This is a genomic window from Azohydromonas sp., assembly GCF_035325925.1.
Taxonomy (GTDB): Bacteria; Pseudomonadota; Gammaproteobacteria; order Burkholderiales; family Burkholderiaceae_C; genus Calidifontimicrobium.
Genome location: NZ_DAOKZA010000009.1, coordinates 66629 through 88290, shown reverse-complemented (window position 1 = coordinate 88290; position 21662 = coordinate 66629). Strand labels below are relative to the sequence as shown.

General features: G+C 71.2%; 21 protein-coding genes. 6 read left to right on the top strand and 15 right to left on the bottom strand.

Annotated features, from left to right (window positions below):
* Positions 1-183: 183 nt before the first annotated feature.
* From yidC to rpmH, 4 genes are read right to left on the bottom strand one after another with little or no spacing between them, the layout of a single operon-like run.
* Positions 184-1878 carry a membrane protein insertase YidC gene (gene yidC / locus PKC53_RS05310; RefSeq protein ID WP_324427063.1) on the bottom strand — a complete coding sequence of 565 codons (1695 nt, stop codon included), beginning with the start codon at positions 1876-1878 and terminating at the stop codon, positions 184-186.
* On the bottom strand, positions 1875-2159 hold the full coding sequence (gene yidD, locus PKC53_RS05305; protein WP_324427062.1) for a membrane protein insertion efficiency factor YidD: 285 nt from the start codon (positions 2157-2159) through the stop codon (positions 1875-1877). Before yidD ends, yidC begins: the two co-directional genes overlap by 4 nt.
* A gap of 10 nt (positions 2160-2169) precedes the next feature.
* On the bottom strand, positions 2170-2625 hold the full coding sequence (locus PKC53_RS05300; RefSeq protein WP_324427061.1) for a ribonuclease P protein component: 456 nt from the start codon (positions 2623-2625) through the stop codon (positions 2170-2172).
* A 17-nt stretch (positions 2626-2642) separates the two neighbouring features.
* Complete coding sequence (gene rpmH / locus PKC53_RS05295; protein WP_324427059.1) at positions 2643-2777, bottom strand: 50S ribosomal protein L34; 135 nt, start codon at positions 2775-2777, stop codon at positions 2643-2645.
* Positions 2778-3140: 363 nt separating this feature from the next.
* Here rpmH and dnaA point away from each other — a divergent pair, with 363 nt between their 5' ends.
* From dnaA to gyrB, 3 genes are all read left to right on the top strand, one after another.
* Positions 3141-4550 carry a chromosomal replication initiator protein DnaA gene (gene dnaA, locus PKC53_RS05290; RefSeq protein ID WP_324427057.1) on the top strand — a complete coding sequence of 470 codons (1410 nt, stop codon included), beginning with the start codon at positions 3141-3143 and terminating at the stop codon, positions 4548-4550.
* 217 nt (positions 4551-4767) lie between these two features.
* Complete coding sequence (gene dnaN, locus PKC53_RS05285) at positions 4768-5874, top strand: DNA polymerase III subunit beta (protein WP_324427054.1); 1107 nt, start codon at positions 4768-4770, stop codon at positions 5872-5874.
* A 124-nt stretch (positions 5875-5998) separates the two neighbouring features.
* Complete coding sequence (gene gyrB / locus PKC53_RS05280; RefSeq protein WP_324427052.1) at positions 5999-8503, top strand: DNA topoisomerase (ATP-hydrolyzing) subunit B; 2505 nt, start codon at positions 5999-6001, stop codon at positions 8501-8503.
* A gap of 36 nt (positions 8504-8539) precedes the next feature.
* Here gyrB and PKC53_RS05275 read toward each other — a convergent pair whose 3' ends face one another.
* The gene (locus PKC53_RS05275; protein ID WP_324427049.1) at positions 8540-9682 is read right to left on the bottom strand and encodes a hypothetical protein; all 1143 of its coding nucleotides are present in this window, start codon (positions 9680-9682) and stop codon (positions 8540-8542) included.
* Positions 9683-9757: 75 nt separating this feature from the next.
* Entirely contained in the window at positions 9758-10588 is an 831-nt protein-coding gene (locus tag PKC53_RS05270) for a hypothetical protein (protein ID WP_324427047.1), read from the bottom strand.
* Here PKC53_RS05270 and PKC53_RS05265 point away from each other — a divergent pair.
* Entirely contained in the window at positions 10587-10994 is a 408-nt protein-coding gene (locus tag PKC53_RS05265; RefSeq protein ID WP_324427045.1) for a very short patch repair endonuclease, read from the top strand. The genes PKC53_RS05270 and PKC53_RS05265 overlap by 2 nt on opposite strands.
* A 268-nt stretch (positions 10995-11262) precedes the next feature.
* Here PKC53_RS05265 and PKC53_RS05260 read toward each other — a convergent pair whose 3' ends face one another.
* The 3 genes from PKC53_RS05260 to PKC53_RS05250 form a co-directional block, all read right to left on the bottom strand.
* Positions 11263-12204: a DMT family transporter gene (locus PKC53_RS05260; protein ID WP_324427042.1), complete on the bottom strand. Its 942-nt coding sequence runs from the start codon at positions 12202-12204 to the stop codon at positions 11263-11265.
* A gap of 101 nt (positions 12205-12305) precedes the next feature.
* Positions 12306-12590, bottom strand: coding sequence for a hypothetical protein (locus PKC53_RS05255; RefSeq protein ID WP_324427040.1), 285 nt, complete (start codon positions 12588-12590; stop codon positions 12306-12308).
* A 157-nt stretch (positions 12591-12747) separates the two neighbouring features.
* Entirely contained in the window at positions 12748-13578 is an 831-nt protein-coding gene (locus PKC53_RS05250) for an MBL fold metallo-hydrolase (protein WP_324427038.1), read from the bottom strand.
* Between the two features lie 251 nt (positions 13579-13829).
* Between PKC53_RS05250 and PKC53_RS05245 the strand changes: the two genes are divergently transcribed.
* Positions 13830-14732: an aminotransferase class IV gene (locus PKC53_RS05245; protein WP_324427036.1), complete on the top strand. Its 903-nt coding sequence runs from the start codon at positions 13830-13832 to the stop codon at positions 14730-14732.
* Positions 14733-14826: 94 nt separating this feature from the next.
* Here PKC53_RS05245 and infA read toward each other — a convergent pair whose 3' ends face one another.
* Together infA and PKC53_RS05235 are read right to left on the bottom strand one after the other, a co-directional pair.
* Positions 14827-15087, bottom strand: coding sequence for a translation initiation factor IF-1 (gene infA, locus PKC53_RS05240; protein WP_324427034.1), 261 nt, complete (start codon positions 15085-15087; stop codon positions 14827-14829).
* A 56-nt stretch (positions 15088-15143) separates the two neighbouring features.
* Positions 15144-15371: a hypothetical protein gene (locus PKC53_RS05235; protein WP_324427032.1), complete on the bottom strand. Its 228-nt coding sequence runs from the start codon at positions 15369-15371 to the stop codon at positions 15144-15146.
* Positions 15372-15701: 330 nt separating this feature from the next.
* Between PKC53_RS05235 and PKC53_RS05230 the strand changes: the two genes are divergently transcribed.
* Positions 15702-16355, top strand: coding sequence for a hemolysin III family protein (locus PKC53_RS05230; RefSeq protein ID WP_324427030.1), 654 nt, complete (start codon positions 15702-15704; stop codon positions 16353-16355).
* A 19-nt stretch (positions 16356-16374) separates the two neighbouring features.
* On the opposite strand, the gene PKC53_RS05225 is transcribed toward PKC53_RS05230, so the two are convergent.
* The 4 genes from PKC53_RS05225 to PKC53_RS05210 all read right to left on the bottom strand — a co-directional run bounded on the left by PKC53_RS05225 (position 16375) and on the right by PKC53_RS05210 (position 21449).
* Positions 16375-16746, bottom strand: a complete 372-nt coding sequence (locus PKC53_RS05225; protein WP_324427028.1) for a TusE/DsrC/DsvC family sulfur relay protein — start codon at positions 16744-16746, stop codon at positions 16375-16377.
* 100 nt (positions 16747-16846) lie between these two features.
* A complete protein-coding gene (locus PKC53_RS05220) occupies positions 16847-18910 on the bottom strand; it encodes an ATP-dependent helicase (protein ID WP_324427026.1) in 2064 nt (687 codons plus the stop codon).
* Positions 18907-20175, bottom strand: a complete 1269-nt coding sequence (locus PKC53_RS05215; RefSeq protein WP_324427024.1) for an MFS transporter — start codon at positions 20173-20175, stop codon at positions 18907-18909. The genes PKC53_RS05220 and PKC53_RS05215 overlap by 4 nt, the downstream gene beginning before the upstream one ends.
* Positions 20172-21449, bottom strand: a complete 1278-nt coding sequence (locus PKC53_RS05210; RefSeq protein ID WP_324427022.1) for a pitrilysin family protein — start codon at positions 21447-21449, stop codon at positions 20172-20174. Before PKC53_RS05210 ends, PKC53_RS05215 begins: the two co-directional genes overlap by 4 nt.
* Positions 21450-21662: the final 213 nt, after the last annotated feature.

Sequence of the window (21662 nt, the reverse complement as noted above, 5' to 3'; positions counted from 1 at the left end):
CGCGGGCGGCGTGTGCCGCCGCTGGCTGCCGCTCCCGAGCCGGCGATTGCCGGGTCTGCCCCGCAGCCCCATTGTCGGCAGGCGCAGCGCCGCGTTGCACCCCCCGACCCGGGCATGGCGTGCCGAAAAGCACGAAGCCCCGCGCGGGCGGGGCTTCGTCTCAGCGGCGCCGCGCGGCGGCGATCACTTCATCACGCCCAGGCGCTTGTTGATCCACCACTGCTGTGCGATCGACAGGATGTTGTTCGTCAGCCAGTACAGCACCAGCCCGGCGGGGAAGAAGAAGAACATCACGCTGAACATCAGCGGCATGATCCACATCATCTTCGCCTGCACCGGGTCGGGCGGCGTCGGGTTCAGCCAGGTCTGGAACAGCGTCGACGCGGTCATCAGCAGCGGCAGGATGAAGTACGGGTCGATCGCCGACAGGTCGCGGATCCAGCCGATCCACGGCGCGTTGCGCATCTCCACGCTCGACAGCAGCACCCAGTACAGCGCGATGAAGAACGGCATCTGCACCAGGATCGGCAGGCACCCGCCGAGCGGGTTGACCTTCTCCTCGCGGTACAGCTTCATCATCTCCTGCTGCATCAGCTGCGGCTTGTCCTTCAGCCGCTCGCGCATTGCCATCACGCGCGGGTTCACGGCCTTCATCTTCGCCATGCTGCGGTAGGCGCTGGCGTTGAGCCAGTAGAACGCGATCTTCAGCAGCACCACCAGCGCGACGATCGCCCAGCCCCAGTTGCCGATCAGCGCGTTGAGTTCGTACAGCAGCCAGAACAGCGGCTTGGACAGGATCGTGAACCAGCCGTAGTCCTTCACCAGGTCCAGCCCCGGCGCCAGCGCGGCCAGCTCGCGCTCCTCCTGCGGGCCGGCGAACAGCGTCGCCTCGTGCACCTTGCTCTGGCCCGGCGCGACCTCGCCCAGCGGCAGCACCATCGCGATCGAGTACAGGTTGTCGCCGATCTTCGCGGTGCGGAACTCGCGCGCCTGCCCCGGCGGCACGAGCCAGGCCGACGCGAAGTAGTGCTGCACCATCGCGATCCAGCCGTCGTCGGCACCGCGGTCGTGCTTGGCACCCTTGGCGATGTCGCCGAAGTCGATCTTCTGGAACTTGTTCGCGTCGGTGTACAGCGCCGGCCCGGTGAACGTGAAGTACAGCGACGACTCGCCCGGCGGCTTGTTGCCGTCGCGCACCAGTTGCAGGTACAGCTGCGGCTCGATCGGCGCGTCCGAGGTGTTGAGCAGCTCGTGGCGCACGCCCAGCGTGTACTTGCCGCGCTCGAGCGTGTAGGTCTTCACCAGCTTGCTGCCGCCCGCGTCGGGCGTCTCGAAGCGCAGTTCGAGCTTGTCGCGGCCCGCGGCCAGTTCGCGCTCGCCCGACACCAGCGTCATCGGCGTCAGGTGGTTCGGCAGCGCGGCGCCGGCGCGCGCGCTGATCATGCCGGTCTGCGCCAGGTACACGCGCTGGCTGCTCTGGTCGAACAGCACGACGTTGCGCGACGGTTCGACCTGGTCGCGGTGCGCCAGCAGTTCCAGGCGCACCAGGTCGCCGCCCTTGGTGTCGAACGTGGCCTTGATCCGGTCGGTGGTCACTTCGACGCGCTCGCTCGCCTGCGCCGCCGCGCCCGCGCCCGGCAGCGCGCCGGCTGCCGCCGGCGCGGCGGCGGGCGATGCCGCGGGCGACGTGGCCGCCGGCGCCGGCACGCCCGGCGCCGAAGCGGCCCCGCCCTCGGGCGCCGAGGCGGTCACCGCCGGACGCGGCGGCGCGCCGCCGAAGATCGACGGCTGGCCGGTGTGCTTGTTCCACGCGTCCCACAGCAGGACGAGCGACATCGTGAACACCACCCACAGCAGGGTGCGGCGGATATCCGTCATGGCGTCTTTCGGAATTCGGGGGACTGCAGGTGGCGGAACAGCCGCGGCGGCACGTCGGGCACCGGGTCGCAGCCGCCGGCGCACCAGGGGTGGCAGCGCAGGATGCGCGCCGCGCTCAGGTAGGTGCCGGCCGCGGCGCCGTGGCGCTGCAGCGCCTCGAGCGCGTACGCCGAGCAGGTCGGCTCGAAGCGGCACGAACTGCCCAGCCACGGGCTGAGCAGCAGCCGGTAGCCGCGCACGAGCGCGACCAGCACTTGGCGTGGCCAGTGACGCGGCGACATCGTCGGCGGTCTAGCCTTGGCGGCGCGCCGCCGCGGCGAGCAGCGCGTCGAGCTCGACGCGCGCCGCGCCACGCAGCGCGCCCGACCCCGCCGAGCGGAACTGCGCGCGGTCGAAGCCGGCGCGCAGCCGCAGCACCCACAACCCGCCCGGCAGGCGGGTCAGGTGCCGGCGCAGCGCTTCGCGCATCTGGCGCTTGATCAACTGGCGCGTCACCGAACGGCGCGCCAGGCGCTTCGGGATCACGAAGCCCACCCAGTGGTCCGACGGACGGCGGTTGTCCACAGATGCGTCGAATTGTTCAGACAGACCTGTGGACAACTTCGTCGCCGTGGGCTCTGTCGCGGCGTCGCGCCCGCCCATCGGCCATGCCGGCAGGTGATGTGCGGCGAAGTGAGCACTTCGCGCACGCGGTGCGGTCGCGAGCACGCGCTGGAAGTCGGCACTGTGGACGAGGCGCGCGAGCATGCGGCGCGCCGCGGGTGTTACAGCGCGATGCGCTTGCGGCCCTTGGCGCGACGCGCGTTGATGACCTTGCGGCCGCCACGCGTCTTCATGCGCACGAGGAAGCCGTGCGTGCGCGCACGGCGGATCTTCGACGGTTGGTAGGTGCGTTTCATGTTCTCGATCCTTCGCTGCGGAATGCCTGCCCTCGCCGGCCGGCCGGCCGGTCGCGTACCCGCCTGGGCACGCCTGGCGCGTGCCCCGGGGCCGCCCGGTCGCCTTCGGATGCTCCCGGGCGCGCGTCGACGCCCCCCCGGGACCACCCGGCCGCGGCCGCAACGAACCCTTCCGGCCGCCTTCGGGAAACCGCGCATTACAGCAAAAACGCCGACGACGGTCAAACCACGGTGCGCCAAGGCCGACCTGAATCGGGGTTTGACCCGGGTCCGCCAACTGTGGATAACCGCGCTCGCGCGGTTTCGTCGCGACTACAATCCGCGCGCTCGCCGACCCAGTTCTCCACAACGAAGCGCCCTGTCTTGGACACCGAATCCCACGTCGATCTCTGGCAGCGCGGTTGCGAGCGTCTGGCTGCCGAACTGCCCGAGCAGCAGTTCAACACCTGGATCCGCCCGCTGCCGCCGGCCGAGATCAGCGACCGCGGCGACAAGGCCGTGGCCAGCGTCAGCGTGCCCAACCGCTTCAAGCTCGACTGGATCCGTTCGCAGTACGGCGCGCGCATCGAGGGCGTGCTCAGCGAGATCGCCGGCAAGCCGGTGCAGCTCGAACTAGGGCTGCTGGCACGCAGCGCCGCCGCAGCGCCGGCGCCCGAGCGCGCGCCCCGGCCCGCAGGCGCCTCCGGCGCGCCGGCCGCGGCGCTGCCGCTGCAGGTCGGCGCGCCACCGTCGATGCAGGTGGCGGCGCTGCCGCCGCACCGGCTGAATGCCGCGCTGACCTTCGACACCCTGGTCGCCGGCCGCGCCAACCAGATGGCGCGCACCGCCGCGCTGCACGTGGCCGGCGCGCCGGGGCAGATGTACAACCCGCTGTTCATCTACGGCGGCGTCGGGCTGGGCAAGACGCACCTGATCCACGCCGTGGGCAACGCGCTGCTGAAGGACCGTCCGAACGCGCGCGTGCTGTACCTGCACGCCGAGCAGTTCATCAGCGACGTCGTCAAGAACTACCAGCGCAAGACCTTCGACGAACTGAAGGCCAAGTACCACTCGCTGGACCTGCTGCTGATCGACGACGTGCAGTTCTTCGCCGGCAAGGAGCGCACCCAGGAGGAGTTCTTCAACGCCTTCGAGGCGCTGCTGGCCAAGCGCGCGCACATCATCATGACCAGCGACACCTACCCCAAGGGGCTGGTCGACATCGACGAGCGGCTGACCAGCCGCTTCGACGCCGGGCTGACGGTGGCCATCGAGCCGCCCGAGCTCGAGATGCGCGTGGCCATCCTGATCAGGAAGTCGCTCGCCGAGGGCGCCGAGATGCCCGAGGACGTGGCCTTCTTCATCGCCAAGAACGTGCGCGCCAACGTGCGCGAGCTCGAGGGCGCGCTGCGCAAGGTGCTGGCCTACTCGCGCTTCAGCCAGAAGGACGTCAACATCGCGCTCGCGCGCGAGGCGCTGAAGGACCTGCTGTCGATCCAGAACCGCCAGATCTCGATCGAGAACATCCAGAAGACAGTGGCCGACTTCTACAAGATCAAGGTCGCCGACATGTACAGCAAGAAGCGCCCGGCCAGCATCGCGCGGCCACGCCAGATCGCGATGTACCTGGCCAAGGAGATGACGCAGAAGAGCCTGCCCGAGATCGGCGACAGCTTCGGCGGACGCGACCACACCACCGTGCTGCACGCGGTGCGCAAGATCGGCGGCGAGCGGCAGAAGAACACCGAACTGAACCAGCACCTGCACGTGCTGGAGCAGACGCTCAAGGGCTGAGGGAGCCCGGCGAAGGCTGGGGACAAACAAGGAACAACCGGCAGGTCATCCACAGGCACAGCGCGCGAGCCGAAGTTGTTGTCGCTTCGACGCGCGCCAACCAGGCCCCCGCCGCACAGGGTTCGCGCCAGCCTAAGACCTTGTCGGAACAAGCGAAAATGGCGTTGCCCACAGCGCCCGCCGGGCTCTACTAGAACCACCAGATTCAGAGGAAGACATGATTGTCTTGAAAGCGCCCCAGGAACAACTGCTCGCGGCGCTGCAGGCGGTCGCAGGCATCGTCGAGCGGCGCCACACGCTGCCGATCCTGGCCAACGTGCTGCTGCGCAAGGACGGCCCGACGATCGAGTTCACCACCAGCGACCTCGAGATCCAGGTGCGCACGCGCGCCGAACTCGGCGGCGACGCCGGCAGCTTCGCCACCACGGTGGGCGCGCGCAAGCTGATCGACATCCTGCGCTCGCTGCCGGGCGACCAGACGGTGTCGCTGTCGTCGAACCAGAGCAAGCTCACGTTGCAGGGCGGCAAGAGCCGCTTCACGCTGCAGACACTGCCGGCCGACGACTTCCCGCTGGTCAACGAGTCGGCCGACTTCGGGCCCGCGTTCTCGGTGCCGCAGGCCACGCTGAAGGGGCTGATCAACCAGGTGCACTTCGCGATGGCGGTGCACGACATCCGCTACTACCTCAACGGCATCCTGTTCGTCGCCGAGGGCAGGGCGCTGACGCTGGTGGCCACCGACGGCCACCGCCTCGCGCTGGCGCAGGCCACGCTCGACGGCGAGATCCCCAAGCAGGAGGTGATCCTGCCGCGCAAGACCGTGCTCGAACTGCAGCGCCTGCTGCGCGACGAGGACACGCCCATCGAGATGCGCTTCGCCAACAACCAGGCCAAGTTCCAGTTCTCGGGCATGGAGTTCGTCACCAAGCTGGTCGAGGGCAAGTTCCCCGACTACAACCGCGTGATCCCGAAGAACCACAAGAACGCGGTCACGCTGGGCCGCGCGCCGCTGCTGGCCAGCCTGCAGCGCGCGGCCATCCTGACCAGCGAGAAGTTCAAGGGCGTGCGCCTGAACGTCGAGCCCGGCGTGCTGCGCATCGCGTCGAGCAACGCCGAGCAGGAGGAGGCCAAGGAGGAGCTCGAGATCGACTACGGCGGCGACGCGATCGAGATCGGCTTCAACGTGACCTACCTGATCGACGCGCTGGCCAACATCGACGCCGAGATGGTCAAGGTCGAGTTGCAGGACGCCAACGCCAGCGCGCTGATCACCGTGCCCGAGCGCGCCGGCTTCAAGTACGTCGTGATGCCGATGCGCATCTGAGCCGCGCAGCGGCTCAGATGCGATCGGCATGCTGCCGTTCCTTGGGCACCCCCTGCCCCCCGCCAAGCGGGGGTTCCCGCCAGATTGACGCCCGGGCCGCTGCGCGGCCATCGGAATACTCCTCATGACCGACGCCCAGAGTCCCAATCCGAAACCCGTCGATACCGGCTACGGCGAAGCCAGCATCCAGATCCTCGAAGGGCTGGAGGCGGTGCGCAAGCGCCCGGGCATGTACATCGGCGACACGTCCGACGGCACCGGGCTGCACCACCTGGTGTTCGAGGTGGTCGACAACAGCATCGACGAGGCGCTGGCCGGCCACTGCGACGACATCATCGTCACCATCCACAGCGACAACAGCATCAGCGTCATCGACAACGGCCGCGGCATCCCCACCGGCGTGAAGATGGACGACAAGCACGAGCCCAAGCGCTCGGCGGCCGAGATCGCCCTCACCGAGCTGCACGCCGGCGGCAAGTTCAACCAGAACAGCTACAAGGTCTCGGGCGGCCTGCACGGCGTGGGCGTGAGCTGCGTCAACGCGCTCTCCAAGTGGCTGCGCCTGACGGTGCGCCGCGACGGCAAGGTGCACTACCTGGAGTTCCGCCGGGGCGTGCCGCAGGACCGCGTCATCGAGCAGCGCGGCGGCTTCGAGGTCAGCCCGATGAAGGTCATCGGCGACACCGAGAAGCGCGGCACCGAGGTGCACTTCCTGCCCGACGACGAGATCTTCCAGAGCAACGCCGACTTCCACTACGACATCCTCGCCAAGCGGCTGCGCGAGCTGAGCTTCCTGAACAACGGCGTGAAGATCCGCCTGGTCGACGAGCGCACGCAGAAGGAGGACAACTTCGCCTACGCCGGTGGCGTGAAGGGCTTCGTCGAGTTCATCAACGCCGGCAAGAAGGTGCTGCACCCGAACATCTTCCACGCCGTGGGCAGCAAGATGAGCGAGCAGAACACCGACATCGGCGTCGAAGTGGCGATGCAGTGGAACGACGGCTACAGCGAGAGCGTGCTGTGCTTCACCAACAACATCCCGCAGCGCGACGGCGGCACGCACCTCACCGGCCTGCGCGCGGCGATGACGCGCGTGATCAACAAGTACATCGACGACAACGAGCTGGCCAAGAAGGCCAAGGTCGAGATCAGCGGCGACGACATGCGCGAGGGCCTGGCCTGCGTGATCAGCGTGAAGGTGCCCGAGCCCAAGTTCAGCAGCCAGACCAAGGACAAGCTGGTCAGCAGCGAGGTGCGCGGCCCGGTGGAGGAGGTGGTGGCCGGCAAGCTGGGCGAGTGGCTGCTCGAGAACCCCACCGACGCGAAGATCGTGTGCGGCAAGATCGTCGAGGCCGCGAAGGCGCGCGAGGCGGCGCGCAAGGCGCGCGAGATGACGCGCCGCAAGGGCGTGCTCGACGGGCTGGGCCTGCCCGGCAAGCTCGCCGACTGCCAGGAGAAGGACCCGGCGCTGTGCGAGATCTACATCGTCGAGGGTGACAGCGCCGGCGGCAGCGCCAAGCAGGGCCGCGACCGCAAGTTCCAGGCGATCCTGCCGCTGCGCGGCAAGATCCTCAACGTCGAGAAGGCGCGCTACGAGAAGCTGCTGACCAGCAACGAGATCCTGACGCTGATCGCCGCGCTGGGCACCGGCATCGGCAAGGGCATGGGCGGGGACGACTTCAACCCCGACAAGCTGCGCTACCACCGCATCATCATCATGACCGACGCCGACGTCGACGGCGCCCACATCCGCACCCTGCTGCTGACCTTCTTCTACCGCCAGATGCCCGAGCTGGTCGAGCGCGGGCACATCTACATCGCGCAGCCGCCGCTGTACAAGGTCAAGCACGGCAAGACCGAGCAGTACCTGAAGGACGCCCACGAGCTCGACGCGTACCTGCTGAAGGTGGCGCTGGAAGGCGCCGCGGTGGACCCCGGCGACGGCCGCCCCGAGATCGGCGGCAGCGCGCTGGAAGACCTGGCGCGCCGCTACGTGGTGGCCAACAACGTGATCGGCCGCCTGGCCAACTGGATGGACGTCGAGGCGCTGCGCGCCATCGCCGACGGCCTGACGCTGAACCTGGACACCGCCGCCGACGCCGAGGCCAGCGCCGCCGCGCTGCAGGCCGCGCTGCACGACGCCGAGGTGGCCGCCGAAGTCGACGCGCGCACCGACAAGCACCAGCTGCGCGTCAGCCGGCGCCACCACGGCAACGTGAAGGCCAGCGTGATCACCGCCGACTTCGTGCACGGCGCCGACTACGAGGCGCTGAGCCAGGCCGGCCTGACGTTCAAGGGCCTGCTGGGCGCCGGCGCCGTGGTGCGCCGCGGCGAGGGCGAGCGGCGCAAGGAGCAGAAGGTCGACGACTTCCGCGCCGCGATGGCCTGGCTGATGCAGCAGGCCGAGTCCAGCGTGGCGCGCCAGCGCTACAAGGGCCTGGGCGAGATGAACCCCGGGCAGCTGTGGGAGACCACGATGGACCCCGCCGTGCGCCGCCTGCTGCGCGTGCAGATCGACGACGCCATCGAGGCCGACCGCGTGTTCACGATGCTGATGGGCGACGAGGTCGAGCCGCGGCGCGACTTCATCGAGACGAATGCGCTGAGGGCGGCGAATATCGACGTGTGACGATCTTCGACGCGGCGCCCAACCTTGTATTGACCGTCAACTTCTGAATACTGTATAAATGTACATATGAGAGTCGCCGGACTGTTTGCAGGCATAGGGGGCTTTGAACTTGGACTGCACCGCGCCGGTCACGTAACGGAACTCGTCTGCGACGTGCTGCCCACCTCGGAGGCAGTGTTGAGGGCTCGCTTTCCAAGCGTCGAGTACCGCGATGACATCAAGCGATTGCGCTCGTTGCCCGCATCCGTGGAGTTGGTCTGCGCGGGCTTCCCCTGCCAAGACTTGAGCCAGGCGGGACGGACGGCGGGGATTGGCGGTGACCGCTCCGGGCTGGTTGCTGAAGTCTTTAGGCTGCTTTCCCGCCGACGTGTGCCCACCGTCGTCGTTGAGAACGTGCCCTTCATGCTTCAGCTCGACGGAGGTAGCGCGATACGCTCCATCGTCGCCGAGTTCGAAAGGCGCGGCTATCGTTGGGCCTACCGAGTTGTCGATAGCTGGGGCTTTGGCTTGGCGCAGCGCCGAGAACGCGTCTTTCTGGTTGCGTCGCGTGTGCTGGACCCGGCGGATGTTCTGTTGGTCGACGATGTAGCCGTCGAAAGGCCCAAGACGGCCCTTGGCGCGCGGGCCCACGGCTTCTATTGGACGGAGGGTCTCGGTGGTTTGGGGTGGGCCGTTGATGCTGTTCCGACATTGAAGAACGGCAGCACCATTGGAATCGCCTCGCCACCGGCAGTGCTCATGCCCGATGGACGCATTTTGAAGTTGGGGATCCGTGCGGGTGAGCAGCTTCAAGGATTCGAGCCGGATTGGACGGATCCAGCGCAGTCTGTCGCCCCACCGTCGGCCCGCTGGGGGCTTGTGGGGAGCGCCGTAAGCGCTCCAGTAGCTGAATGGATCGGACATCGCCTGACGACACCAGGCCGATACGCCGGCAATCGAGATCGACTGTTCCCCGCGATCGGAAAGGCGCCCCGCGCCGCACGCTTCGATGGGCGAAAACGATTTGCCGTCGACATCGGTGTGGATCCAGTCGGGCGCCGGCCGCCTCCGCTGGCGGACTTCTTGCGTTTTGACGAGCCGGTACTGCTCAGCGCAAAGGCGACAGCGGGGTTCCTTGGACGGACTCGACGCGCAAGGTTGCGTTTCGAGCCAGGCTTCATCGACGCGGTCGAGCGTCACCTGACTGCAGTTGGCGGTTCTTTGGCCGACGTCCCAAGTCCAGCTCAGGTCGAACTGGACTTGGTTTCTCTCTGATCAGCGCGGGAAGCGTCCGCGGAATTCGGAGCAAATGCTGCGGACCATCCGCTCGTAGTGTGTCCGGTCGGTGCGCGCTGGCGCAGTCGTTGGATCATCGATCACGCGGACCGGTGACCCGTCGTTACGACACTCCACAACGGTAATACCCACCACGTCGTAGCCATAGTCACGTGCGTCGCTGAACGTGGGTACGGCATTGCGAATCATGTCAATCACTCGCCGAGTGTCGTCCGGTTGCCTGTGGCGGTTGATTCTGGATGCGCTGGCGCTCGGTGTGACGAACTCTCTTGCGGCGTTCACCAGCGAGTAGGAAACGGTAATGCTTCGCGGTGAGGCCTTACGAGCTAGGTAGCCAGTCGCCAGAATTTCGGCGTGCAGGCGCGGGAGTGACTTCACATGCTCAGTCATGCATGCCTTGGCTTCCAGCGCAATGGCCACTTCAGATACGTCGGTTCTGTGGTCCTCAACGATCACGGGAAGATCGTCCAACCTCTGGACATCATCGTTGTCGAGCACGACTCTGAGTTCGCCCGCGATGTCGCGGAACGTGCGTCGGCGCGCTACTGATCGTTCCGGCGGGACGATCGACACCACCAGATCCAGCGTCTTATTGATCTGTCCTACCATGACATGGTTGATGCCGAACCCGATGCGCCCGCGCTCAGCCGCATGGCGCAGTGCGTCGCACTCGATGAGGAGGTCGAACAGCAGCGTCCAGCAAGCAACCTTCGAATGGTTGTCGCTGCGGGAGTGATATTGCCAAGATGCGCCCTGGCCGCGGGCACTCGCGACGCTCATCGTTCTCGCCAGAATCGCTGGTCCCCTCATGTCAGTTCCCTCCCCGTTGCCTCATAGCCGCTTGATGCGATCAGTCGGGCGAAAGGATACGGCGCCTGAGATCGCAGTAAGACGACACCTCCATGCGGCAGGCTTGCGCTATCGATTGCACGTCAAGACGTTGCCGGGAACGCCGGACATTGTCTTGCCGAGGCGCCGCAGCGTCGTCTTCGTACATGGTTGCTTCTGGCACGGGCATCGCTGCCCACATGGCTCGATCAAGTCGAAGACGAATAGCGACTACTGGGAGAAGAAGATCGCCGATAACAAGCGCCGCGACGCGAAGAAACGCCGTGACTTGCGGCGCCTGGGTTGGTTCGTCGAGACTGTCTGGGAGTGTCGCGTTCACGAGATCGGACTCGTGAACAAGTTGGTACGTCGACTCCTGGCCCGCTGACGCTTTCAGGGACGATCGAAGACGAGTGGCAGGGTGGGCACATCTTGTGCGCCGAGGACCCTGCGCTCATCTGACAGGCTGTTTTCTTACTCCCGATTAACGCGAGTCCCAGCATCGTAACCCGGGTCGGCGAGGTCATACAGCACCGCAGTGCCGCCAGGGTAACCTCAAGTAGTGCGTCTCGCGACCATTCGGGTCCATGGAAGAGGTCACTTCGGCCTACTGGCGCCTCATTGGGCGTGCTTCGCAGGTCGACCTCGGGCTTTCCTCACGGCCGCTCGCGCCCACCCCCCGCCCGGCTCCCCTCGGGCGCCACCGGCGCCGCCTCGACCACCGCTTCCCCCACCCGCCCCGGCCACAACCCCAGCGACAACGCCGTGCCGGCCAGCACCACCGCGGCGCCGGCCAGGGTCTGCAGGCTGACGGCCTCGCCCAGGTACAGCGCACCGGCGGCCAGCGCGACGACGGGGTTCAGGAAGGTCACCGACATCGCGCGCACCGGGCCGACGCGGCGCAGCAGCCGGTAGTACAGCAGGAAGCCCAGCGCCGAGCTGCCCACGCCCAGGAAGCCCACCTCGAGCCACGCGCGCAGCGGCGGCGGCGTGGCCGGCCAGGTGGCCGCGGCCAGCGGCGCCAGCGCCAGCGCGGCCAGGGCCAGGCTGCCGACGGTCAGCGCCACGTTGTCCATGCCGCCCAGCCGCCGGCGCGCGTAGTTGGCGCCCAGCGCCCACAGCGCCGAGGTCAGCAGCACGGCGGCCACCGCCACCAGGCCCAGCGTCGATCGCAGCGCCACGCTGCCGGCGGTGAGCAGCGCCACGCCGCCGAAGCCGATCAGCAGCCCGGCGCCGCGCCAGCGGCCCAGCCGCTCGCGGTAGACGAAGTGCGCCAGCAGCGCGGCGAACAGCGGCGCCGTGGCGTTCAGCACCGCCAGCAGCCCGGCCGTCAGGTGCTGCGCCGCGAAGCCGAGCATCAGGAACGGCAGCGCGGTGAACGGCACGGCCAGCACCAGCAGCTGCCGCGGGTGCGCGCGCAGCTGCCCCAGCCCGCCGCGCCAGCCCAGCAGCGGCAGCAGCAGCGCCGCCGCGATGCCCATGCGCAGCGCGATCAGCGGCGCCGGCCCGAACGCCGGCACCGCCGCGCGCATGAACAGGTAGGCCGAACCCCACAGCACGCTGAGCAGCAGCAGTTCGGCCAGGTCGCGTCTTTGCATGGCCCGCAGCTTAGCGGGCCGGCGGCGGCGCCCGCGGCGCGCCCGCGGGCGCGCCGGGCCGCCGCGCCGGTTCAGCGCGCCGAGGAACGCGGGTCGACGGGCTAGTGCCCCGCGCTCACCACCTGCCGCAGCCCCTTGCCGCGGCTGTAGTAGTAGTCGCCTTCGGGGCTGATCACCACGGCGCGTGCGTGGCCGCGGTCGCTGAAGTACTGCCAGCCGTGGCCGGGCTCGCCGGCAGCGGCGGCGTGGGGCACGGTCTGCATCGCCGCGTGGTCGCGGTCGTCGCCGCGCCGGTCGTGCGAACGCTCGTGGTGGTCGCCGGCGAAGGCCGTGGTCGCGGCGAGGGCCAGCGTGGCCAGCGTGGCGCGAAGCAGGGTCGGGTTCATGGTGCTCTCCTGGTGCGAAGCGCGGTCGACATCGACCGTGCCGCCACTGTGCGCCGCGGTGGTTGTACGCACCGTGAAGCGGCCGTTCAGCGGCCGTTCACGGTGCGGCGCTGCGCACGGGCCCGCGGCCAGCGCCGGCGGCCCGGCAGGCCCGGCCTCAGGCCGTGGCCTCGAGCAGCGTCGTGCCGATCAGCGTGTCGAGCAGTTCCTGCCCTGGCGTCGGGATGATCGGCGCGCCGGCCAGCCCGCGCACGCGGTCGAACGCGTCGTCGAGCTGCCGGCCGCGCAGCACCGGGCCGTGCGCCGACGCCACGGTGCGCGCACCGAGCGCCTCGACGGCGTCGACGTGGCGCGTGTAGGTGGCGCGGTCCAGCCACGCGTGCCACGGCGACACGGCGCTGTTCATCGCCGGCATCTGCGCCAGCACGTCGTCGTGCAGGTCGGCGGCGTCGAGCGAGCCGGGCGTCAGGCACGCGAAGGTGTCGACGATCCACATCGCCTGCGACTTCGGGTCGAACAGGCCGCGCGTCGTCGGGCCGTCGAAGATCGGCGGGCGGAACAGGTGCAGCACGCGGTCGCCGGCGTCGAAGCTGCCGCCCGGCTCGATCCAGCGCATGCGGTGCAGCGGCAGCGCGGGTTTTTCCAGCGCCAGGCGCTCGACGCTGAAGAAGTTGGTCACCAGCGTGGCGCGGGGGCAGCGCTCGAGCGCGTCGAACAGGCCGCCGGTGTGGTCGCCGTCGTCGTGCGACAGGAAGATCCAGCGCACGTCCTCGGGCTCGACGACGGAGAACACCTTGTCGAGCCACTGCTCGCGGTGCACCGGCGCGCCGGTGTCGACGATCACCGGCTCGCGGCCGCGGATGACCATCGAGTTCGCAGGCAGGTACAGGCCGTCGCCGGCCGGCGCCAGGTTGGGGATCAGCCAGGTGTCGGCGGCGATGCGGTGCGGCTCGGTGTCGGGCACGTCGGTGGTGTGGGCGGGGTTCATGGTGGGGCTCCTCGGGTGGGGTGCGGTCGCGTTCGGGCAAGGCTGCGCCGGCGGCGCCGCGGCGCCGGCAGGGCCGGGGTGTCGGGGTGGGGCCGCGGGGGTGGCGACGGGGGTGCGTCCCGCGGTCTTTCCGATGGCCGTCATCGTGCGCGCCGCGGCGCGGCGGGTCATCCGCCAAGAGAGCCACTGCGCCGCTGCCACGGCGGGCCATCGGGGGCGGCGCGTGCGATGGCCCGCGTAACATCGCGCCGATGCAGGGTTGCGCCTACGTCGACGGCCGGTACGTCGCCCCCGAGGACGCGAAGATCTCGATCTTCGACTGGGGCTTCCTGCACTCCGACGCCACCTACGACGTCGCGCACGTCTGGCAGGGTCGCTTCTTCCGCCTCGACGACCACCTCGACCGCTTCGAGGCCAGCCTGGCCGCGCTGCGGCTGGACCCCGGCGTCGACCGCGCGACGATGCGCGCGGTGATGCACGAGTGCGTGCGCCGCGCCGGGCTGCGCGACGCCTACGTCGAGGTGTTGTGCACGCGCGGCCGCCCCGCGCCCGGGTCACGCGACCCGCGCAGCTGCAGCAACCGCTTCATGGCGTTCGCGATTCCGTTCGTGTGGATCGCCACGCCCGAGCGCCAGCGCGAGGGCATCGACCTGGTGGTGGGCAGCCGCCGGCGCATCCCGGCCGACAGCGTCGACCCGCGCGTCAAGAACTACCACTGGCTCGACTTCGTGATGGGGCTGTACGAGGCCTACGACCGCGGCGCCGAGACGGTGGTGCTGCTCGACGGCGACGGCCGCGTCACCGAGGGGCCGGGCTTCAACGTGTTCGCGGTGTACGCCGACGGCGCGCGGCCGCGCGTGGTGAGCGCCGACGCCGGCGTGCTCGAGGGCGTGTCGCGGCGCACCGCGATCGAGCTGGCGCGCGACGCCGGCTGCGACGTGCAGCTGCGCGCGCTGCCGCTGGACGAGTTCCGGCGCGCCGACGAGATCTTCCTCACCAGCACCGGCGGCGGCGTGATCCCGGTGGCCACGCTCGACGGGGTGCCGGTGGGCGGGCGCCCGCGCGGCGTGTTCGGGCCGGTGTCGCAGCGCCTGCAGCAGGGCTACTGGGCGCTGCACGACGACCCGCGTCACGTCGAGCCGGTGCGCTACTGAACGCGGCGCGCGGCGGGGCGGCGGGGAGGGGGCGCCGCCGCCGCCGGTGGCTGCGGCACGGGGCGGGCCGGGTGCAGGCCGGCCCCGGGGGCGCTCAGAACCGCCGCGGCGGGCGCGGCGCGCCGCCGGCGCGCGCTTCGAGGTGGCGGAACGTGATGCGGCCCTTGCTGAGGTCGTAGGGCGACAGCTCGAGCGCGACGCGGTCGCCGGCGAGGATGCGGATGTGGTGCTTGCGCATGCGCCCCGACGTGTACGCCACCAGCGTGTGGCCGTTCTCCAGCGTCACGCGGTAGCGCGAGTCGGGCAGCACCTCGTCGACCTTGCCTTGCATTTCGATCAGTTCTTCCTTGGCCATGGGGTGGGTCCTCGTAGGGAGTGGATGGGTGAACGCGGTGGACGGGCGACGCGGCCTCAGGCGGCCTGGCCGAGCCAGTGCAGGCCCTGCGCGACGGCGTAGCGGTGCGCGCCCTCGCGGGTGTCGAAGCGCGCGACGAAGCGCAGCACGCGGTCGTGCGTGCCGCTGCCGCGGCCGCTGCGGATCGACACCGAAGGCGCGTAGCTGCCGGCGTCGGTGAGTCGGGTGAGCGGCGAGACAAGGTACTTGCCCACCGAGAAGGTCTTTTCGTGGATCGTGGTCATGAATCGGCGCGCGGCCACGGCGGGCCTGCTGCGCGCTGGCAGTGCAAACCGGGTTGGAACGGGTGACGAAGGGGCCCGCCGGCGAGCCGACGGGGGCGGTGCGACGCGTTGCCGCGTTCGCGCGGGCGGCCGGCCCGCGGGGGAGGTGAAGCGGTGCTCGCGCGCGCCGACCGGCGGGCGGCGGGTCAGACCTTCGATGCAGGCCGCTGGGCCGCAGGGCTTGGCGCCGCTGGCGCCGCCGGCCGGGAGGTGCCGCCGAGGCGTCGACGCTGGTCGTGCGGCACGTCGCGCATTCTACCCGCCGGGGCTCCGTCGCGTTGCTGCCCGACAATGGTGCCGATGCATGCACGCGAACAGACCCTGCGCGAGGAGGTGGCCAACGCGCTCAGCCACGGGCTGGGCCTCGCGCTGGCGGTGGCGTCGTTGCCGGTGCTGGTGGTGTTCGCGTCGCGCCAGGGGCCGGCGGCGTCGGTCACCGGGGCGGTGGTGTTCGCGGTGACGATGATGCTGCTTTACCTCGTCTCCACCGTGTACCACGCGCTGCCGCAGGGGCGCTGGAAGCGGCGCTTCAACCGCCTCGACCACGCGGCGATCTTCCTGTTCATCGCCGGCAGCTACACGCCGTTCGTGCTCGGGCCGCTGCGCGGGGTCTGGGGCTGGTCGCTGTTCGCCGCGGTGTGGACGCTGGCCGCGGTGGGCATGGCGGCGAAGGTGCTCGACCGGCTCAGGCACCCGCTGTGGTCGACCGGGCTGTACGTGGCGCTCGGCTGGATGGCGCTGGTGGCGATCGACCCGATGCTCGAACGCCTGTCCACGCAGGCGCTGGCGCTGATCGTCGCCGGCGGTGCAGCGTACACGGCCGGCGCGGTGTTCTTCCTGCTCGACCATCGCGTGCGCTACGCGCACTTCGTGTGGCACCTGTTCGTGATCGGCGGCAGCACCTGCCACTTCCTGGCCGCGCTGTCGCCGGCCGCGGCGGCCTGAGCCGCGACGCGGCCCGGCCTCAGTGCATGTAGGCCAGCGCCTCGTCGCCGGGGTGCGGCAGCCCGGCGATGCGCCACAGCGTGACGCAGCTGCCGAACAGCGCATGCCCCTGGCGCGGGTCGAGCCCGGCGGCGCGGCACACGAGGCGCATCACCGGCAGCGCGCCGACGGCGAAGAAGCGCCTGCGCACCAGGTCGATGACGCGCCAGTGCGCGGCGCCGAGCACGCCGATGCCGGCCTGCGCCGCCAGCCGTTCGGCCAGCGCGCGGGTCCACGTGCGCGGGTCGCGCAAGAAGCCGTCGTCGTCGAGCGTGCCCTGCGGCGCGGCGGCGGCGCGCGCGAGCGGGGCGACGGCGCTGTGGACGGTGACCATGACGGCGGCTTCGGGCATGTGCGGCTCCTGCAGTTCACTGTAGGCGCCGCGGCCGCGCGACGGAAATACGCATTCGTCATGTGCTCAGAACCTGCGGTTCCGAGCCCGCCGCGCGCCGTCAGAACGCGTCGCGCACGCGCGCCATCAGGTCCACCGGCGGCAGCGCGATGCCTGCCGCGTCGTCGGCGCCCGCCTCGACGCGCACCGCGTCGAACAGCGCCGCCACCTCGGGCGTGACGAAACGCGTGAGGCCGCCGTACACGTGCCGGTCGCCGGTGCGCGACTGCTGCGTGACGTGGAAGCGCTGCGGCACGAGCAGCGCCAGGTGCTGCTTGGCGCGTGTCATCGCCACGTACAGCAGGCGGCGCTCCTCGTCGATCTCGGCGGCGCTGCCGGTGGCCATGTCCGACGGGATGCAGCCGTCGACCGCGTTGAGCAGGTAGACGGCGGTCCACTCCTGCCCTTTGGCCGAGTGCATCGTCGACAGCACGAGGTAGTCGTCGTCGAGGTGCGGCGCGCCGGCGTCGTCGCTGGTGGCCTCGGGCGGGTCGAGCGCGAGCTCGGCCAGGAAACGCTCGCGGCTGGCGTAGCCGGCGGCGATCTGCGCCAGCTGCACCAGGTCGCGCCGGCGCACCGCGGCGTCGTCGTGCAGGCGCTGCAGGTGCGGCTCGTACCAGCGCAGCGCGATGTCGACCGCGTCGGGCCAGGCGGCGTCGCGCAGCGCCTGCGCCGTGCGCAGCCAGTCGGCCCAGTCGGCGGCGGCGGCGCGCGGCGGCGCGAACGCGTGCATCGCCTGCAGCGGGTCGTCGCCGTCGTGCATCGCGTCGAGCAGCCGGCGCGCTGCCGCCGGCCCGAGCCCGGGCAGCAGCAGCGCGACGCGCCAGCCCGCCAGCCGGTGGCGCGGGTTGTGCGCCCAGCGCAGCGCAGCGAGCAGGTCCTTCACGTGCGCGGCCTCGAGGAAGCGCAGGCCGCCGAACTTGACGAACGGGATGTCGCGGCGCGCCAGCTCCAGCTCGAGCACCGCGCTGTGCGACGCGGCGCGGAACAGCACCGCCTGACGGCGCAGCGCCAGCCCGCCCTCGCGGCGTTCGAGCACGCGGTCGGCCACCCAGCGCGCCTGCGCGACCTCGTCGGCCACCGCGACGAGCTGCGGGCGTTCGCCGGCGCGGTCGCTGCGCAGCTGCTTCGTGAAGCGCTCGGCGGCCTGCGCGATGACCGCGTTCGACGCGTCGAGCAGCGGCTGCGTCGAGCGGTAGTTGCGCTCGAGCACCACGGTGCGCGCCGGCGGCGCGAACTGCGCCGCAAAGTCGAGGATGTTGCGCACGCGCGCGGCGCGGAACGCGTAGATGGCCTGCGCGTCGTCGCCGACCACCGTCAGGCCGCGCCCGTCGGGCTTGAGTGCGAGCAGGATCTCGGCCTGCAGGCGGTTGGTGTCCTGGTACTCGTCGACCAGCACGTGGTCGAAGCGCGCGCCCACCGCGGCGGCGGCGGCCGGCTCGGCCATCAGCCGGTGCCAGTACAGCAGCAGGTCGTCGTAGTCGAGCACCTGCTGCTGCTGCTTCTCGCGCAGGTAGGCCCGCAGCAGCCGGTCGAGCTCGTCCTCCCAGCCCAGGCACCAGGGGAAGGCGTCGGCCACCACCTGGGCCACCGGGGCGCGCGCGTTGACCACGCGCGACCAGATCGCCAGGCAGGTGCCCTTGAGCGGGAAGCGCGTGCGCGTGGCCGCCAGCCCCTGCGCCTGGCGCACCCAGCCCATCAGGTCCTCGGCGTCGGCGCGGTCGAGGATGTCGAAGTCCCCGCCCAGCCCGAGCGCGGCCGCGTGCTCGCGCAGCAGCCGCGCGGCCACGCCGTGGAACGTGCCGGCCCACGGCAGGCGCGGCGCGGCCTGCGTGGCGCGCAGCCCCAGCGCCGCGTGCAGCAGCTGGCCGGCGCGCTGCTCCATCTGCTGCGCGGCGCGGCGCGAAAAGGTCAGCAGCAGCAGCCGCTGCGGGTCGGCGCCTTCGCACACCAGCCGCGCGACGCGTGCGGCCAGCGTCGTCGTCTTGCCGGTGCCGGCGCCGGCGATCACCAGCAGCGGCGGCGCCGGCGCGGCGCCGTGCCCGTGGGCGACCGCGGCGCGCTGCTCGTCGTTGAGCGTGGCGAACGCGTCGGTGCGCTCGGGGGTGCGCAGCGGGGAGGTCATGGTCGGCGCGGCGGCAACGATACGCCCGCGGATCGCGCCGCCGCGCGCTGGCGCAGCGTGCGCGCGATCGCCGCGGTCAGCACCAGCCCGGCCAGCGAGCACGCGCCCGTGGCGACCCAGGTCCAGTGCCAGCCGCCGGCGCGGCTGGCGACCCAGGCCACCAGCGGCGGCCCGGCGAACTGGCCGAACGACGACCACTGCTGCACCCAGCCGACGGTGGTCGACAGCGTGTGCTCACCCGGCGCCAGCCGCACCGCCAGCGAGAACAGCGTGGCCGGGATCATGCCGCCGAGCATCGAGAACGCCAGCAGCGCGGCGTAGCGCAGCCACGCCGGTGCGGCGCCGTCGCCGCCCGCGAAGGCGAGCACGGCCGCCAGCGCCATCGCGACGTAGCCGACGGCCAGCAGCCGCGGCTGGCGCACGCCGCGGTGCAGCAGCCGCCCGGCCGCGATGTTGCCGGCCATGTTCACCGCGGCGACCAGCGCGCTGAGCGCCCCGGTGGCCGCACCCGACACGCCGGCGGCGGTGTAGATCGTCGGCAGGAAGCCGATCACCGCCAGCCACTGGCCCGAGTACATCGCGAACGCCACCGCCACCAGCCACGGCCCGCGTGCGCCGAGCGTGTGCGCCAGCCGTGCCGCCCATGGCGTGGGCGACGCGGCCGGCGCGCCGGCTGCGCCGATCGCGTCCACCGACGCCGGCACGCCGCGCGCCAGCGCGATCGCGGCCGCGGCGGCGACCGCGCCCAGCAGCCACCACCAGCTGCGCCAGCCGAACGCGGCGATCCACGGTGGCCCGGCGAGCAGCGCCAGCGCGGTGGCCAGCGGCATGTAGGCGCCCCACAGGCCGAGCACCAGGCTCACGCGCTGCGGCGGCACCAGGCGGCGCACCAGCCCCGGCGCCGGCAGCACGACCAGCAGGAAGCCCAGCCCTTCGAGCGCGCGCGTGGCCAGCAGCACGCCCACGCCGGGCGCGACGCCGCCGAGCACGCTGGCCAGCGCGAGCAGCGCCAGCCCGAGCAGCATGCTGCGCCGCAGCCCCAGCCCGTCGGCGAGCGCGCCGAAGGCCACGCCCAGCGCCATGCCGGCCAGCTGAACCAGCGACACCGCGAAGCCGGCCTGCACCAGCGACAGCCCCAGCGCCTGCTGCAGCGCGGCCACCGCCGGCGGCAGCTTGCCCACGTGCAGCGCCGCGCACACGCCGGCGCCGATGACCAGCAGCGCCATGCGCAGCCGCGACAGCTCGTGCGCGTCGTCGGCGTTCATCCCTTCAAGGCGTTGCGCAGGCGCTCGCCGGCGGCGCGCCCGACGTGCCCGACCGCGACGGCCGACAGCCCGTCGGCGATCAGCCGTTCGAACTGCGCGCGCACCGCGTCGGCGCCGACCGCGTCGAGCCGCTCGAGCTGCTCGTCGAGCGTGCGCACGCGGCCGAAGCTGAACAGGTCGAGCGCGGCGTCCTCGAGCCGCTGCAGCGGCTTCTCGGCGGCGCGCAGGCGGCGCACGCGCAGCTGGCGCTGCGCGCGCTCCAGGTCCACCGGGTCGACGCGGCGGGCGTGCGCGTGCAGCAGCGCGGCGACCTCGCGCGCGCAGTCGTCGAGCCCCTCGGGCGCGGTCGACGCCTCGACGACGAACTGGCCGCAGACATCGAGCACGTCGGCGGCGCAGGTCGCGTGGTAGGCCAGCGCGCGCTGCTCGCGCACGCGCAGCAGCAGCGGCGAGCTCATGCCCTCGCCGAGCACCGCGGCGGCCACGGTGCCGGTGGCGTCGTCGGCAGCCAGCGGCGGCAGCGCGCCGCCGATCAGCAGATGCGCCTGGTTGCTGCCCGACAGCGCGCGGGTGCGCACGTCGCCGCGGTAGGGGGTCGCCGCGACGGTGTGCGCCGCGCCCTCGGCCATGTCGCCGAAGGCCGCGTCGACGGCGCGCAGCACCGCGGCGGGGTCGGCGTCGGCGGCGACGCCGACCACCACGTTGGCGCCGCTGTACTGGCGCTGCACGTAGCCGAGCAGGTCGGCGCGCGTGATGCGCTCGATGTGCGCGCGCGTGCCGATCACCGGCTGCGCGGCCGGGTGCAGGCCGAAGCAGGCATGGTCGAACAGCCGGTACGCGGTGTCCATCGGGTCGTCGTCGACCTCGGCGAACTCGTGCAGCAGCACCTGCCGCTCGCGCTCGAGCTCGTCGGCGGGGAAGGTCGGGCGGCGCACGATGTCGGCGAGCATGCGCACGAAGTCGAGCGCGTGCTCGGCCAGCCCGCGCATCTGGAACGCGGTGTGGTCCTTGTCGGTGTGCGCCAGCACCTCGGCACCGAGGCGCTCGGCGTCGAGGTTGATGCGTCGCGCGTCGCGCGTGGTCGTGCCCTTGAAGGCCATGTGCTCGATGAAGTGGCCGATGCCGTTGAGCGTGCGCGGCTCGTGCGCGCTGCCGCTGCGCACGAACACGCTGGCGCACGCGGTGGCGCGCTGCGGCGTGGGCAGGTGCACGACGTGCACGCCGTTGCGAAGGCGCGCGACGACGGGTTCGTCGGGGGGCGGGCGGGCGGTCATCGGTAACCGGGTTCGGCGCGGGGCATGGGCGGGGGGATCGGCGGGTGCGCCCGCCCGCGGGCGGCGGGGCCCCCGGGTGATGCGGCGCAGCACGCATTGTGCAGGGGCGGCGCACGGCCCCCGCGACCCGGTGGGGGTGCCGCGCGGGCGTGAAATCCGTCACTGTCGCGCGCACCGCGCGGGCGTAATCTGCGCGCACCTGATCCAGAACCA